Raw genomic sequence first — 14,640 nt, 5'->3', positions numbered from 1 at the left:
ATTGCAAAAAAGCCGAACTATTGCCTCGGCTTTTTATACTGAAAGCGTCTCTGCTTAGCTGCGAGGCTTGAGGTTTTCCGGGTCGTAGAGAGGCTTATAGCCTATCGAGACCACTTCAACCGGATATGTCTCGCCGAAATACTCCACGTTCAGTTTGCGGCCCTCCTGACAATAGGCCCAGGGCAGATAAGCGAGAGCGATGTTCTTGCCAATTGTCGGACCATAGGCGACCGAGGTGGTGAAAGACCGACGGCCCAGCTCGTCGACGAGCGTCTGGCCCGTTTCGGGATCCTGTACCGGCATGATGCCGACCGGATAACGCGCGACGCCTTTAGAATCCACATTGTCGATCATTGTGAGTGTGCAGAGCATCGCAGGCTGATGTTCGCGGGAGCGATACTCCACATGCTTTGCTTTGCCGCGGAAGTCCGCTTCCTTGACCTTCGGGCGGGCAAGGTCTGCTTCGAGGAGGTTATACTCCGTCAGCAGATCGGCGTTCTGCAGGCGCAGGCTCTTTTCCATGCGGCGGGTGTTGGCATAGGTTTCCACGCCCACTGCAATAACCCCGGTTGAGCGAAGCGCATCCCAAATGGCAAGGCCGTCTTCGTACCGCATATGCAATTCCCATCCCTGTTCACCGACATAGGAAATACGGAATGCGGTAACATCCTTGCCTGCAATCCGGATTGGCTTGATGGCAGCGAAGGGGAAGTTTTCCGCGTCAAGACCTTCCGGGTTCTCAACGACCTTCTTCAGGTTCTCGCGCGCATTCGGCCCCCAGATCCCGACGGTGACGTATTCCTCCGTCACATCGGTGATCGTGACGTTGAAACCCTTATCTTCGGCCACACGGCGCATATAATGGAAGTCGCGAGGCCCGGCATCGGCGCCATTGATCATGCGAATGCGATCTGCCATGCGGATTGCCGTGAAGTCGGCGCGCACCATACCCTCGTCGTCTAGGAAATGGGTATAGATGCCCTTGCCTATATTGGCATCGCCACCAATTTTGGCAGCGCATAACCACTCCATCAGTTCGACATGATCAGGCCCTTCGATATCATACATCGCAAAGTGCGAAAGATTGATAATGCCGCAATTTTCGGTCAGCTCTAGATGTTCTGCATTGGAAACGCGCCAAAAATGGCGGTTGTCCCATTCGTTCTCACGCACTGGTACGCGGTCGCCATATTTTTCGAGGAGATGTTCATTGGCGGCATAGCCGTGTGCACGCTCCCAACCGCCAAGCTCCATGAAATGGCCGCCAAGCTCCACTTCGCGTTCATAGAACGGAGAACGACGGATATTGCGCCCTTTGGAGAAAGGCTCGCGCGGGTGGACCGCCGGATTGTAGACCTTCATCGCTGTTTCTGTGCAGCGGTCCCAAATGAACTGCTCGGTCATCTGGTGCGGGTAGAAGCGGGAATAATCAACGGCGTGATGGTCGATTGACGTACGCCCATCGGTCATCCAGTCTGCAATGAGCTTGCCCATGCCGGGGCCGTCCTTGACCCAGATGGCGACCGCATACCACAGACCGCGCACCTTCTGACTTTCACCCATGGAGGGACCACCATCGGTCGTGACCTGCAGAAAGCCGTTGAACGAGTGGCTTTCATTATAGCCAAGCTCGCCCAGAATAGGCGTCAGTTCGATTGCCCGCTCAAGCGGTTCCAGAATCTGGTCCATCTCAAGATCGCGCTGCGACGGCGAAAGGCGTGCTTCGTGCTTTTCCAGAAGATCGCGCGGGTGACACAAGCGCGGATTCTTTTCTTCGTAATACCCCCATTCAATCTGACCACCTTCGGCAGTCTTTGGATCGCCGGTATCACGCATATAGGCAGAGTTGCCCTGATCACGCATGAGCGGCCAGCCGATTTCCTTGCCGCTGCCTTCAAACTCGTTATAGGGCCCGAAGAATGTGAGCGGATGGTCGATCGGCATGACGGGCAGGTCTTCGCCCACCATTTCGGCGATGAGGCGACCCCACAGACCCGCACAGATAATGACATAGTCAGCTTCGATGGTACCGCGATGCGTGACAACACCCTTGATTCGCCCGTTTTCAACAATCAAGGACTGTGCCGGTGTGTTGGCAAAGCTCTGCAACTTGCCAGCAGCTTCCGCCTGATCAATCAGCTTGCCGGCGACAGTCTGCGAACGTGGGATAACCAGACCAGCATCCGGGTCCCACAGGCCGCCTTGAACCAGACTTTCCTCGATAAGCGGGAATTTCTCCTTGATTTCCGCCGGTTCCATCAGCCGAGCGCGGGTGCCGAAAGCTTTACCCGATGCGACCTTGCGCTTGATCTCGTCCATGCGGGCATCGTCACCGACACGCGCTACCTCAATGCCGCCGACGCGAGCGTAATGCCCCATCTTTTCATAGAAATCGATTGAATAGAGCGTCGTCCAGCAGGAGAGAAAGTCGTGGCTGGTCGCATAGCAGAAATCCGACGCATGGGCAGTCGAGCCTATATCGGTCGGTATGCCGGACTTGTCGATGCCGACGATATCGTCCCAGCCGCGCTCGATCAGATGGTGCGCCACCGAGGCGCCAACGATACCGCCAAGTCCGACAATCACAACTTTAGCTTTTTTAGGAAACTCTGCCATTTGATGCGTCCCTAGAGCATTTCCTGCAAAAGTGCGAAGCGGTTTTGCGTCGGACAATGCGTAAAAAGATGGATAGAGCGGTCCCAATGACTCCGTAATAACTGGGCCCATTCTAGTTGGTGTTTGACAAAACCATAGTCGTTAGCAAGTCACGACATTTGCCTTTATACGACATATTCGCAGCGTCAGACGACTGCATCGCTGCTTCTGGAAATTCAGGTGGACCAAGTGTACGCTGTTCTGTTCGCGACACGTTCATCAATCCGAGGTCTATAAAATGTTTGACCTGTGAAGGTGATTCCAGAAAAGCTTTTATGCCTTTGATTTTATTTAAAAGTTGACGGAATGGAGCTGCTCCCTCGAGGCGCAGCTCCAATTTTCTTTGTCGTGCTCAAGCGGCGATAAGCATTTTGCGCTCTGCCCGTTCCTGTTGCGGCGAGCGTCCGTATAATTCTCGATAGCATTTGGAAAAATGCGACGCCGACACGAAGCCACAGGCGACTGCGACCTCTACGACAGGCATGGACGATTGCAGCAACAGATGCCGTGCACGATCCAGACGAATTTCCAGATAATAACGTGCCGGCGACCGACCCATCTCCTGCCGGAAAAGACGCTCTACCTGGCGCCGTGAAAGACCAATCGTATGCGCGACATTGATCAGTGCCTGCGGCTCCGAAAGATTGGCTTCCATCATCTCGATGATTGTCAGCACCTTGGAGTTCTGAATGCCGAGCCGGGCGCGCAGGGGCAGGCGCTGGCGATCCTGTGGACTGCGGACGCGATCTGTTAGTGCCTGCTCGCAAATCTTGTTGACCAGGTTGGCATCGAAATCATCGCCAATCAGCTTCAGCATCATGTCGAGAGACGCGGTTCCGCCCGCGCAAGTGTAGAGATTGCCATCGACCTCAAAGAGGTCGGCATAGACTTCGGCTTTGGGAAAGGCCTCCGAGAAGCCGGGCAGGTTCTCCCAGTGAATTGCGCAGCGTTTGCCAGAAAGGAGGCCAGCCGCAGCCAATATATGGGCGCCGGTACAAAGTCCACCGACAGCCACGCCGCGATTATACTCCTCGCGCAGCCATGCGAATACAGACTTGTTCCTGAATTCTTCCACGTACACACCGGAACAGACAAAGACCATCGACGGGCGCTGCTCACGCTGTAGGAAACGCCGCTCGTCTTCCAGCGAAGCATTGACTGCGCATTCCACGCCATTGGATGCGGTCACCGGTTTTCCATCAACCGATGTCAATCGCCATTGATAGGCATCATAACCAAGCATTCGATTTGCGATGCGCAATGGCTCAATAGCTGTTGCGAACGCAATCATCGAAAAGTTTGGAACAAGAAAAAAGACAATAGATCGCTTAACCGATGAAGCCTGGATCATGTCCGATCATTCCCATTCTCGAAGGCTTTGGCGGCGGTTCCCGACGCAGCTGAAGCCTTGTGTCTCCGTCTCGACTCCGGGTGGTCTTGAGCCCGGTTTTCTCCGGTCGCTTTCAGACCGGTGATCTTGTCGCGTCAACCCGGATTTACAGGGGGACGGTGATGGCGCAAACAAGATAGAGTTCTATTGAGACACAGAACGGGTAGGTTGCAAAGTGCGGCTAAATGCCTGCCGCGAAAAGGTATTTTAATGTCGGGAAATTGAGGGCGTATCGCATGATGGCCCTCATTCGGCTTTACTGCCTCCGCTTGGATTTCACCGTGTCTCTGGCCATGTCCGGCAAATGGTCATCCACGTTTGGCCAGCCTATATCCTGTAATATATGCTCGGGTAGAGCTTCCAGCGAACGACGGCTCCGTCTCACGCGACGCTCATAAGACCAGACTTCCATCTGCTTTTGCACTTTGGCGTAAAATTCCAGAAACCATGATGAGGCCTTCGCAACGGACGATGTTGTCGTAAGACCCATGACAGTTGTCCGGCCATCGGGAGAAGATTGGCACTGAACGGTCATTTTCTCTCTCCTTGTTCAGAGGGTTCGGTTCGTACTTTCGCTACAGCTTTGCTTTTTGTGTCTTGAATGTGCATTCGACTTGACCTTCAATCAAACGAAATATAGAAAGGCTTAAGATCAGAAAATTTGAATCATCGGCCGACGACGGAGTTCGTGATGACAGCGCCCGTTCAACATCCCCTCCCAATGCTTGATATTGATGTGTTGCGAACATTCGTGGCGATCGCCGATACGGGAAGTTTTTCCTCTGCGGCGAATGCTGTGTTTCGCACGCCATCGGCGGTTTCAATGCAGATCAAGAAGCTGGAAGAACAGATTGGTGTCGCTGTTTTCGATCGAGATGCTCGCTCCGTCACGCTGACGAGCGATGGCGAGATTCTGTTGGGGTATGCGCGTCGCCTTCTGGCGCTCAACAGAGAAGCGGTATCGAAGTTTGTCGCGCCTACGGTGACTGGCGTTGTACGATTGGGTTCGCCGGATGATATCGGCGAATGCGTGCTACCATTGGTGTTGAAGCGTTTTGCTGAAAGCCATCCCGGCGTAACGGTCGACGTGGTGATCGACCAGAGTAGCAATCTGCGCAAGCGGCTTGACGAGCGTCGGCTGGATGTGACGCTGATCAACATTTCTCAAACAATACTCAACAAAGGCGACGTAGAAGTTCTGCTTGATGAGGAACTGGTTTGGGCCGGGGCCAAGTGCGGCACGGCGTATCGTCGCGAACCTCTACCGCTTTCCATTTGGGAAGAGGGTTGCGCCTGGCGCGGCAGTGCGCTGGAAGCGCTCGAAAGCAGTGGTCGTCCTTACCGCATTGCCTACATGAGCTCGCATTCGACAGGGCAGCGGGCGGCGATCATGGCCGATCTCGCCATTGCACCGTTCGGTAAAACCTTATTGAGTGATGGACTCGTTGCTTTGGGACCTGAGCATGGCCTACCTGCTCTTGGCCGTTATCAGCTGGGCATGGTTGTGAAACCCGAAGCCGGGCCGCACATTCAGGTCGTTGCCGATCATCTACGAAATGTTTTCGAAGGCTACCGCCGTTCAGGGCGCTTCGAGACTTTTCGCTCCTGCTGAGGGCAACTCACAGCTTATTGGGGGTGGAGCTAATGCATTCTCTTGCCAGTGAAAAACGCTGCGCTAGATTTCTTTTGTGACAGCCGAGTGAATCGGCTTCACCGCCAGATGCCGGGCAGGGGCTTTCGTATGTGGCGGGAGGCATAACTGGTTTGAATAGGCTTGGAACTCTATGCGTCTGCTCCTTCAAGAGAGCGGAAACGTGTATCCCACTGGAGAGACTGTCATGAAGTTGACCCGACTTGTCCCTGTTGCTATTGTTCTCTGCGCATTTACGCTTGCGTCCTGTGCGAATACTGTTCGCGGCGTCGGCCGCGACGTAAAAGGCACCGCTCATGCGGTTCAGGAGGCGGTAGAGTAAAGAGAACAAAAGGCCCGGATATTCCGGGCCTTTCTTTAGGGAACCAGAAAATAGCTGACTGTTATGTGCTTATCTGGCCAGGTTCTGTATTGAATAGTGGTGGTGGTGATTCCGTTTTGAGGCACAGGGATATTCGCATTGTGCAGTAGCACTGCGACACGATCGTTCGGCAGAGCGCCACCAAACCACATGACGAGCACGGGTGGTGTCAGATGTGCTCTCGTGTCCGGCGTTTCAGGATGCACCACCCGCAATGACGAATCAAACAATCTGAAATTGCCCGGTATCTGTGCGTTGTCCGTCAGGATCGTCTTGAACGGGCCTTTTGCCTGCACTTCTTCGTAAAGATGCCGATAGTCAAGCTGGCCATAGGGTGGCGAATTTGAACCGTAAGTGAGGTAGTAGCCCAGGACCGGAGGTACAATAAGTGCAACGGCCGCGCTGACAGCGGCATAGTCAATCAGCGCCCTGTTTCCTATCCGATAACGTCCGATAAGGCTGGCCATCAGCGCCGGAGTGAGAAAGAGAACCGGCTGTAGCCAACGGTCTTTTACGTTATTCGCGCCGGTAACCACAACGCCGACCAGAACGATAACCAGCCCCATGAAAATCAGGAGGCGTATGAACTTCTCACCGACAGTAAGCGGTGCAGAGGGGGCTGTCTTTTTCTTCCAATGAATGAGTGCGATAATGCCTGCGATTGCCAGTGCCAGGATCGAGAACAGAAATGCCGCCTCGACCAGACTCTCGACGCCCATTAGCCGGTCGAAGAAAATGTTGCCTGAAGCGCCGATCTCGAATTTGTTGGCGCGTGCCAAGACGCTCGATTTGTGCGCAAACATCCAGAACGCAGTTGGTCCAAAGCAGATGGCAAATGCGAGGACCGTAACTAAGCTCAACTTGGAAAGCAGTATGCGGCGATATTCTGGAATGAGGAGTCCCGTCACGATTAGCATGATCAGGAAGAAGGAGGCATTGAACTTGCCGAGTAGCGCGGCAGCCATGGCGACGCCAAGCGCGGCAGCGGAGCCTGCACGACGCGCGCGCATATGCCAAGCGAAAGCCAGAAAGGCCCAGCCGCAACCCGCTGTGCCTGCAACCGAATGCGTCAGGGCGCGCTGAGATTCCCAACCGATTTGCGGGATGAGAAACAGGCCAAGCATACCGGCTGACGCGACAATGCGCGAAAAGCCAAGCAATCTCATAGCGCCGTAAACGCTCAGGAAAAGACTTGCGAGAATGCTGAACTTTACGATCTGGAGCGTAAGCATTGATGTGCCAAGCACTGCCGTCACCAGACTGGTAATCCATGTATAAAGAGGGGGTTGCGATCCGCCGTATCCCCAATCCAGATAACCAATATTGGCGAGTTGTTCGGCGTCATCGAGACCGGCACCATTGGAAACAACGGCCACAAGAATGGTCTGGAACGCAAAATAGCACAGCACGAAAACTACCGCCAAGGGCAGGCCAAAAAACTTTCTGTCGGCAGGAGAAACAGCGGTGGCTGATTGTTGTGCAGTCAAACTCATTGCCCTGAATAAAAAATAACCTGTGCAGGCTTTACCGGAAGCACTCTGCATTTCACAGGATTATGTCCAGATTTCAATTGAACGGCTCGAAAAGTCTTGTAACAAAGCCGTGTAATTGTGCAATTTTGCGGGATCAAGAGCCGGAGGCCAGATTCAGGCAACTATTTATAGGCCTAAATGGCAAAAACCGCGCTGCCAGAGGCGCACGGTTTTGCCAATTACGCATGGCATCTCCGCCGAACAATACACTGGCGGGATATACTAAGCTCCGGTACGCAGTACCAGATCCGGAGCGTCGAGCCGGGGTGAACCCGTCTCTTGCTCCTTTCTAGTCCAACATCGTTACCGTACGGTTATCAGAGACTTAAGCAAATCTAAACAATGCAAGTTTTTTGCATGGACAATTGTTTATTTTGCCCCGGATTTGGCGCGCAGGTAGTTGATGATGCCCGAAAAGTCTTCGCCGCCATGACCTTCACTGTCAAAAAGATTGTAAAGTTCCCGTGCATGCGCGCCAAGCGGCGTTTCCGCACCAGCGCTTTGAGCGGCTTCCTGTGAAAGTTTGAGGTCCTTCAGCATCAATGCTGCCGCAAAGCCGGGTTTGTAGTCGCGGTTTGCAGGTGATGACGGAACGGGCCCAGGAACTGGGCAGTAGGTTGTCAGTGACCAGCATTGCCCTGATGATGTTGACGCCACATCAAAGAGTGCCTGATGGGACAGTCCCAGTTTTTCAGCCAGAACAAAAGCCTCGCTGACACCGATCATAGAGATGCCGAGGATCATATTGTTGCATATCTTTGCAGCCTGTCCTGCGCCGTCGCCGCCGCAATGCACGATCTTTCCCGCCATCGGCTGCAGGATAGGCTCTCCGCGCTTGAACGCCTCGTCGCTGCCGCCAGCCATGAACGTCAACGTACCTGCCGAAGCGCCACCGGTGCCGCCGGACACAGGTGCATCGATGGAAAGATGTCCATGATCTGCGGCAAGTTCATGTGCTTTGCGCGCCGAATCCACATCAATAGTGGAACAGTCGATGAAAAGTGAATCTTTTCGAGCTTTTGGTGCAATATCTTCATAGACGGAGAGAACGTGCTTTCCGGCTGGCAGCATGGTAATGACCACGTCGACGTCAGCAACTGCATCCTGCGCGCTCGAAGCTATCGAGAGGCCATTGGCCTTCGCCTCATCCAGATGTTGCGGCAAAAGGTCGAAGCCGCAGACAGTGTGGCCGGCTTTCACGAGGTTGGCAGCCATCGGGCCGCCCATATTGCCAAGGCCGATAAATGCTATTGTGGCCATGATGAATTCCTCCCTTGGCGGTTGTTAACTTGAAGTGCGGGCGTCTTATCCAAAAAGGCCGTTTCACACTTTCCGGGATGCACTTTAGAATCAACGTCCGATCATCTGGCGCGCAATGATCACACGCATGATCTCGTTCGTACCCTCGAGGATCTGGTGCACGCGCAAGTCGCGGACAAGCTTTTCCACCCCGTATTCATGCAGATAGCCATAGCCACCGAAAAGTTGAAGCGCTTGGTTTGCCACATCGAATCCCGTGTCGGTGACAAAGCGTTTGGCCATCGCCGACCATTTACCCGCATCGTGGGTTTTGCGATCGAGCTTGCTGGCCGCCGTGTAAAGAAGCAGGCGAGACGCCGAGAGTTCGGTTTCCATGTCAGCCAGGCGGAATTGCAGCGCTTGAAAACGATCAATGCTCTGGCCGAAAGCCTTTCGCTGGCTGCAATACTCCAGCGACTTGTCGAGTGCCGATTGCGCACCGCCAAGCGAGCAGGCGGCAATATTGAGCCGACCACCGTCGAGTCCTGCCATCGCTATGCGAAAGCCGGCTCCTTCTTCACCGAGAAGGTTTTCCGCCGGGACGCGACAATTGTCGAAAATGACAGTTCTTGTCGGTTGTGCATTCCAGCCCATCTTGATTTCATTCGCGCCAAATGACAGGCCGGGTGCATCTTTTGGCACAACGATGGTGGAAATTCCCTTGGGGCCGTCCTCGCCGGTACGCACCATCGTCACATAGAGATCTGTGGCGCCCGCGCCGGAAATGAACTGCTTGGAACCGTTGAGGATATAATGGCCGCCATCGCGTGTAGCCCGTGTTCTGAGGGCAGCAGCATCCGAACCAGAACCGGGCTCGGTCAGGCAGTAGCTGGCAAGCGATTCCATTGATGTGAGCTTCGGCAAAAAGCGCTGGCGTTGTTCATCATTGCCAAAAGTGTCGATCATCCATGCGGCCATGTTGTGAATGGAGACGAAAGCCGAAAATGAAGGGCATGCATTGGCCAGCGCTTCAAAAATCAGCACTGCGTCGAGCCGTTTCAGCGCCGAGCCACCTACATCTTCGCGCACATAAATACCGCCCATGCCGAGCGGCCCGGTCTCTTGCAGTACGTCAACCGGGAAATGCTTGTCGCGATCCCATTGCAATGCGCGGGGCGCAATGCGGTCGCTGGCGAAAGCTCGCGCCATATCCTGAATGGCAAGCTGATCTTCGTTCAGTTCGAACTGGGTCTGGTCGGCAGCATCCATGGTTTCCTCCCTGTAGCACCGCGCCTCTTTTCCCGGACTAGAGCATAACCATAGAAGGCTGCCAACGCTCCAGTGGAATAATGTTGCTCACATTTGTAATAAACTGATGCGCATTTTTGCATAGACGCTCGCCGCACAAGCTCCCGTTGCCACGAGGTTCAGTTTAAGCTAGGCAGCAGCACATGGCACGCGCAATCATGTTTCAGGGAACGGGTTCGGACGTCGGCAAAAGTGTTCTTGTCGCCGGATTATGTCGTGTCGCGCGCAATCGCGGTCTCAATGTTCGCCCGTTCAAGCCCCAGAACATGTCCAATAATGCTGCGGTTAGTGATGACGGCGGTGAAATCGGTCGGGCTCAGTGGTTGCAGGCGTTGGCTTGCGGCGTGCCGTCGTCTGTCCATATGAATCCGGTACTTCTGAAGCCGCAGACCGACATGGGCAGCCAGGTCGTGGTGCAGGGCAGGGTGCGGGGCGAAGCGCGCGGACGCTATTATCAGGAATTAAAACCACAGCTCATGGCGGCTGTCATGGAATCCTTCGCGAGGACCAGCGAAGGCGTGGACCTTGTCCTGGTGGAAGGGGCGGGATCGCCCGCTGAAATCAATCTGCGGGCTGGCGATATTGCCAATATGGGATTTGCCACGCGGGCCAATGTCCCGGTTGTTCTGGTCGGTGATATCGACAGGGGCGGCGTGATTGCTTCCCTCGTTGGCACGCACACTATTCTTGCCGAACAGGATCGCGCCATGGTTCGCGGATTTCTGATCAACAAGTTCCGGGGCGATCTTTCACTTTTTGATGACGGGCTGGCTGCCATTGGTCGGTTCACCGGCTGGCGCTCTTTTGGCGTGGTTCCATGGCTGAAGGCGGTATCGCGGCTGCCAGCGGAGGATTCGGTTGTTCTTGAGCGCGCTGTACGCGGAGACGAGAAGGCGTTCGTGGTCGCTGTGCCGATGTTGCCGCGCATTTCCAATTTCGATGATCTCGACCCATTGAAGGCTGAACCGGATGTCGAAGTGGTCATGGTGCCGCCCGGTTCGAGCATTCCCGGCGATGCGGGTCTTGTCGTCCTGCCGGGAACTAAGTCAACGATAGCCGATATGCAGGCAGTTCGGGACAATGGCTGGGATCGCCAATTGTCTGCTCATGTGAAACGGGGCGGTCACGTGCTCGGTATTTGTGGCGGGTTCCAGATGCTTGGCCGTCATATCAGTGACCCCGCCGGAATGGAGGGCCATGTGCGTGATATTGACGGCCTTGGGCTTCTTGATATCGATACGGTGATGGAGCCTGAAAAAGTGGTTCGCAATGTGCAGGCGACCTCGCTTCTTTATGATACGCCGCTGCAAGGTTATGAGATTCATATCGGTCGCACGACCGGACCGGATATGGGGCGGCCTTTCGCCCGTGTTGGCGAACATGCCGATGGAGCCATATCGCCTGACGGCCGCATCATGGGGACCTATCTCCATGGCGTTTTCAATGCGGACGAGTTTCGCCGCAAATTTTTACACAATCTCGGTGTGCGTAGCAGTTTCGTGAATTATCGCGCAGGCGTTGAAGCTGCATTGGATGAGCTGGCCGAAGGGTTGGAAACGCATCTCGATATCAATGCGCTGTTCAATTTGAAATGAGGTCTCCAATCATCGGTCGCGATTGACGGCGATGGGGCAAAAGCCTAGTGTCAACACCATGCAACAGGTCTTTGCCGGGACGAATCCCGGCAATACCAAAAAGGGAATGCGACGGACGGACCCAATCCGGGCGTCTTTATCGCAGCCGACCCCGCGACTGTAGAGCGGTGAGGGACGAGGCAAGCCGGGCAGCCGGTAACCACTGGAAGCATTAAAGGCTTCTGGGAAGGTAGCTTCAATCCCCGCGACCCGTGAGCCAGGAGACCTGCCTGTTGCGTGAGGGTATAGAACCCGCACCCCATGGGAGGTTTTTCCCTGCTGCCTGCACGGAGGTTGTCATGGCTGCACGTACTCAAGATTCTGTTTCCAGCGCACTTGCAATACCGCTTGCTGCCCGTTTGGGCACGGCTGTGATTTCGCTGCTTCTCGGCGCGTTCCTGATTTATGGCGTGGGGCTTGCCCATTCCGATACGCTGCACGATTCAGCACATGATACGCGCCATTCTTATGGTTTTCCCTGCCACTGAGTAGCCTAACCTTTTTGAGAATTGAAGCTGAGCAAGGCTCGATGGCGGACGGCCATCGGCGCTAAATTGCTATTGAGGGACAGAGATGTTGATCCGTTATTTGTTGGCAACGCTTGCGGCCGGTCTTCTGGCCGGGCTGCTGGTTACCCCTGCCATGTATCTGAAGACAGTGCCTTTGATCATACAGGCGGAGACGTACGAAGGTGCTGGCGCTGGCCACAGCCACGGCGAGGCAGAAGCTGCACCGCATGATCATGGTGCCATTGCTGCCGATGCTGAAGAGGAAGGGGCCGAACTGCCGTTCGGACGACTGGGCAATACGATTCTCGCCAATCTCGTGGCAGGAGCGGGCTTCGCCTTGCTGCTCGGTGGCGTGGCGCTGCTTCTTGGGCGTCGCATTACGGTGCAGAATGGCATTTATTGGGGCATTGTGGGCTTTTTTGCAGTCGCGTTTCTGCCCGCATTGGGATTGTCACCAGAGTTGCCGGCAATGCCGGCGGCTGATCTGGCCCAGCGTCAGCTATGGTGGATTGCAACCGTGGTGCTGAGCGGCCTGGGGCTTTATCTCATCGTGTTGCGCCAGGAGATCTGGGCGAAGATCCTCGGGCTGGTGCTGATTGTCGCGCCGCATCTTTATGGTGCACCGCATCCAGAAGATATTTCCTCTCCGGTTCCGTCGTTGCTTGCGTCGCAATATGCGGTCGCCTCGCTGGCGACGAACCTGTTCATGTGGGCGGTGATCGGCCTCACACTTGGCTGGTTCATCCAGCACTATGCATCCTCTGAGATTGAGGGCTGACGAAAATGGTTTCGCTGGGAAAATCTGTTCTGGTTCTCGGCGGAGCCCGTTCGGGCAAGTCGTCCTATGCGGAGAAGATGGTCGAGTCCTCGGGGCTTCAGCCGTTCTATCTGGCTACAGGACGCGCCTTCGACAAGGAGATGGAAAGCCGCATTTCCATTCACCGTGACCGGCGCGGCTCCGAATGGCAGACCGTGGAGGAGCCGCTCGATCTGGTCGGGGCGCTGACATTACACGTTGCCGAAGATCGGTTTGTGCTGGTTGATTGCCTGACCTTGTGGTTGACCAATCTGATGATGGCCGGGCGCGATATAACGGCAGAGACGGCTAGTCTGGTCACCGTGCTGCCGGACCTCACCGGGCCCGTGGTTTTTGTTTCGAACGAAGTTGGACTTGGGATCGTGCCCGAAAATCGCATGGCACGGGAATTTCGCGATCATACGGGCTTTCTGCATCAGGCAGTGGCCGCGGTTGCGGATGAAGTTTATTTTATTGCGGCAGGGCTGCCGCTCAAGATGAAGGGATAAATTGATGCAGGGACAGAAAATTCCCGCAACAGTCATCACGGGTTTTCTCGGTTCGGGCAAGACGACGATGATTCGCAACCTGCTGGAAAATGCCAACGGAAAGCGCATTGCGTTGATCATCAATGAGTTCGGTGATCTCGGTGTTGATGGCGGTATTCTGAAAGGTTGCGGTATCGAGACCTGCCGCGAAGAAGATGTGATCGAGCTCAACAATGGTTGCATCTGCTGCACTGTTGCCGATGATTTTATCCCGACTATGACCAAGCTCCTGGATCGTGCTGATCGTCCCGATCACATCGTGATTGAAACCTCCGGCCTGGCATTGCCGCAGCCTTTGGTCGCGGCTTTCAACTGGCCGGAAATCAAAACGCAGGTGACAGTCGATGGTGTGGTGACGGTGATCGATGCCGCAGCCGTCGCCGAAGGTCGTTTTGCCGATGACCACGACAAGGTGGATGCGCAGCGGGCGGCCGACGAATCTCTTGATCATGAAAGCCCCTTAGAGGAGCTTTTTGAGGATCAGATTCATGCTGCCGATCTGATTGTTCTCAACAAGGCCGATCTGATTGATGCATCGAGGCTGGACGGTGTTAAGGCCGATGTGGCAGAACGTTCGCCGCGCCGCGTGAATATGGTTCCTGCAAGCTTTGGCAAGCTTGGAGCTGATGTTTTGCTTGGTCTCGGTGTCGGCACGGAAGACGACATCGCCAACCGTAAGTCTCATCATGAAATCCATCATGCAGATGGGCATGAGCACGATCACGACGAATTCGAGAGCTTTGTGGTTGAGGCGGGCCCTGTTGCCGATCCCAAGCAATTTACGGTTAAGCTGAAAGCGGTCATTGCTGAACACGATATTCTACGTCTGAAGGGCTTTGTTGATGTGCCTGGCAAGCCGATGCGTCTGGTTGTGCAGGCGGTCGGTCCGCGTATTGAGCATTACTTCGACCGCCCATGGGACAAGGACGAGACACGCTCCACGCGACTGGTCGTTATCGGCTTGCACGACATTGACGAAGCAGCCATCGCCAAGGCCGTGAAAGACGCCGTCTGACC

General features: G+C 55.0%; 13 protein-coding genes and 1 riboswitch. Of the genes, 7 read left to right on the top strand and 6 right to left on the bottom strand.

The genetic code is table 11. The features are described from left to right. Nucleotides 1-54: 54 nt before the first annotated feature. From FJQ48_RS17320 to FJQ48_RS17305, 3 genes are all read right to left on the bottom strand, one after another. On the bottom strand, nucleotides 55-2,616 hold the full coding sequence (locus FJQ48_RS17320) for an FAD-dependent oxidoreductase (protein ID WP_139976152.1): 2,562 nt from the start codon (nucleotides 2,614-2,616) through the stop codon (nucleotides 55-57). A gap of 391 nt (nucleotides 2,617-3,007) precedes the next feature. Further along, the gene (locus tag FJQ48_RS17310) at nucleotides 3,008-4,006 is read right to left on the bottom strand and encodes a GlxA family transcriptional regulator (RefSeq protein WP_139976150.1); all 999 of its coding nucleotides are present in this window, start codon (nucleotides 4,004-4,006) and stop codon (nucleotides 3,008-3,010) included. 295 nt (nucleotides 4,007-4,301) lie between these two features. Further along, nucleotides 4,302-4,580, bottom strand: a complete 279-nt coding sequence (locus FJQ48_RS17305; RefSeq protein ID WP_139976149.1) for a DUF1127 domain-containing protein — start codon at nucleotides 4,578-4,580, stop codon at nucleotides 4,302-4,304. Between the two features lie 156 nt (nucleotides 4,581-4,736). Here FJQ48_RS17305 and FJQ48_RS17300 point away from each other — a divergent pair, with 156 nt between their 5' ends. Beyond that, complete coding sequence (locus FJQ48_RS17300) at nucleotides 4,737-5,657, top strand: LysR family transcriptional regulator (protein ID WP_139976148.1); 921 nt, start codon at nucleotides 4,737-4,739, stop codon at nucleotides 5,655-5,657. Between the two features lie 226 nt (nucleotides 5,658-5,883). After that, nucleotides 5,884-6,018 carry an entericidin A/B family lipoprotein gene (locus tag FJQ48_RS17295; protein ID WP_139976147.1) on the top strand — a complete coding sequence of 45 codons (135 nt, stop codon included), beginning with the start codon at nucleotides 5,884-5,886 and terminating at the stop codon, nucleotides 6,016-6,018. A 35-nt stretch (nucleotides 6,019-6,053) separates the two neighbouring features. On the opposite strand, the gene FJQ48_RS17290 is transcribed toward FJQ48_RS17295, so the two are convergent. From FJQ48_RS17290 to FJQ48_RS17280, 3 genes are all read right to left on the bottom strand, one after another. Next, the gene (locus FJQ48_RS17290) at nucleotides 6,054-7,550 is read right to left on the bottom strand and encodes a glycosyltransferase family 39 protein (protein ID WP_139976146.1); all 1,497 of its coding nucleotides are present in this window, start codon (nucleotides 7,548-7,550) and stop codon (nucleotides 6,054-6,056) included. A gap of 408 nt (nucleotides 7,551-7,958) precedes the next feature. Then, on the bottom strand, nucleotides 7,959-8,849 hold the full coding sequence (mmsB, locus tag FJQ48_RS17285) for a 3-hydroxyisobutyrate dehydrogenase (RefSeq protein WP_139976145.1): 891 nt from the start codon (nucleotides 8,847-8,849) through the stop codon (nucleotides 7,959-7,961). A 90-nt stretch (nucleotides 8,850-8,939) separates the two neighbouring features. Further along, nucleotides 8,940-10,097: an isobutyryl-CoA dehydrogenase gene (locus FJQ48_RS17280; RefSeq protein ID WP_139976144.1), complete on the bottom strand. Its 1,158-nt coding sequence runs from the start codon at nucleotides 10,095-10,097 to the stop codon at nucleotides 8,940-8,942. A 182-nt stretch (nucleotides 10,098-10,279) separates the two neighbouring features. Here FJQ48_RS17280 and FJQ48_RS17275 point away from each other — a divergent pair, with 182 nt between their 5' ends. The 5 genes from FJQ48_RS17275 (at nucleotide 10,280) to cobW (ending at nucleotide 14,638) form a co-directional block, all read left to right on the top strand. Then, on the top strand, nucleotides 10,280-11,731 hold the full coding sequence (locus FJQ48_RS17275; RefSeq protein WP_139976143.1) for a cobyric acid synthase: 1,452 nt from the start codon (nucleotides 10,280-10,282) through the stop codon (nucleotides 11,729-11,731). Between the two features lie 48 nt (nucleotides 11,732-11,779). Next, nucleotides 11,780-12,019: riboswitch (cobalamin riboswitch) on the top strand. Nucleotides 12,020-12,069: 50 nt separating this feature from the next. Next, nucleotides 12,070-12,258 carry a CbtB domain-containing protein gene (locus tag FJQ48_RS17270; protein ID WP_139976142.1) on the top strand — a complete coding sequence of 63 codons (189 nt, stop codon included), beginning with the start codon at nucleotides 12,070-12,072 and terminating at the stop codon, nucleotides 12,256-12,258. 85 nt (nucleotides 12,259-12,343) lie between these two features. Continuing rightward, entirely contained in the window at nucleotides 12,344-13,057 is a 714-nt protein-coding gene (locus tag FJQ48_RS17265) for a CbtA family protein (protein ID WP_139976141.1), read from the top strand. Nucleotides 13,058-13,062: 5 nt separating this feature from the next. Then, the gene (cobU, locus tag FJQ48_RS17260; protein ID WP_139976140.1) at nucleotides 13,063-13,584 is read left to right on the top strand and encodes a bifunctional adenosylcobinamide kinase/adenosylcobinamide-phosphate guanylyltransferase; all 522 of its coding nucleotides are present in this window, start codon (nucleotides 13,063-13,065) and stop codon (nucleotides 13,582-13,584) included. A gap of 4 nt (nucleotides 13,585-13,588) precedes the next feature. Beyond that, nucleotides 13,589-14,638: a cobalamin biosynthesis protein CobW gene (cobW, locus tag FJQ48_RS17255; protein ID WP_139976139.1), complete on the top strand. Its 1,050-nt coding sequence runs from the start codon at nucleotides 13,589-13,591 to the stop codon at nucleotides 14,636-14,638. The last annotated feature ends 2 nt before the right edge of the window (nucleotides 14,639-14,640 follow it).

Origin of the sequence: Ochrobactrum sp. CGA5, assembly GCF_006345815.1 — a bacterium.
Classification (GTDB): domain Bacteria; phylum Pseudomonadota; class Alphaproteobacteria; order Rhizobiales; family Rhizobiaceae; genus Brucella.
This window is presented reverse-complemented; position numbering and strand designations above follow the sequence as displayed.

Excerpts from the sequence above, each read along its gene's own strand:
- FJQ48_RS17320 (WP_139976152.1), bottom strand. The coding sequence starts at position 2,616 with ATGGCAGAGTTTCCTAAAAAAGCTAAAGTTGTGATTGTCGGACTTGGC.
- FJQ48_RS17280 (WP_139976144.1), bottom strand. The coding sequence starts at position 10,097 with ATGGATGCTGCCGACCAGACCCAGTTCGAACTGAACGAAGATCAGCTT.
- mmsB (WP_139976145.1), bottom strand. The coding sequence starts at position 8,849 with ATGGCCACAATAGCATTTATCGGCCTTGGCAATATGGGCGGCCCGATG.
- FJQ48_RS17305 (WP_139976149.1), bottom strand. The coding sequence starts at position 4,580 with ATGACCGTTCAGTGCCAATCTTCTCCCGATGGCCGGACAACTGTCATG.
- FJQ48_RS17275 (WP_139976143.1), top strand. The coding sequence starts at position 10,280 with ATGGCACGCGCAATCATGTTTCAGGGAACGGGTTCGGACGTCGGCAAA.
- FJQ48_RS17265 (WP_139976141.1), top strand. The coding sequence starts at position 12,344 with ATGTTGATCCGTTATTTGTTGGCAACGCTTGCGGCCGGTCTTCTGGCC.
- FJQ48_RS17290 (WP_139976146.1), bottom strand. The coding sequence starts at position 7,550 with ATGAGTTTGACTGCACAACAATCAGCCACCGCTGTTTCTCCTGCCGAC.
- FJQ48_RS17300 (WP_139976148.1), top strand. The coding sequence starts at position 4,737 with ATGACAGCGCCCGTTCAACATCCCCTCCCAATGCTTGATATTGATGTG.
- cobW (WP_139976139.1), top strand. The coding sequence starts at position 13,589 with ATGCAGGGACAGAAAATTCCCGCAACAGTCATCACGGGTTTTCTCGGT.
- FJQ48_RS17295 (WP_139976147.1), top strand. The coding sequence starts at position 5,884 with ATGAAGTTGACCCGACTTGTCCCTGTTGCTATTGTTCTCTGCGCATTT.
- cobU (WP_139976140.1), top strand. The coding sequence starts at position 13,063 with ATGGTTTCGCTGGGAAAATCTGTTCTGGTTCTCGGCGGAGCCCGTTCG.
- FJQ48_RS17310 (WP_139976150.1), bottom strand. The coding sequence starts at position 4,006 with ATGATCCAGGCTTCATCGGTTAAGCGATCTATTGTCTTTTTTCTTGTT.
- FJQ48_RS17270 (WP_139976142.1), top strand. The coding sequence starts at position 12,070 with ATGGCTGCACGTACTCAAGATTCTGTTTCCAGCGCACTTGCAATACCG.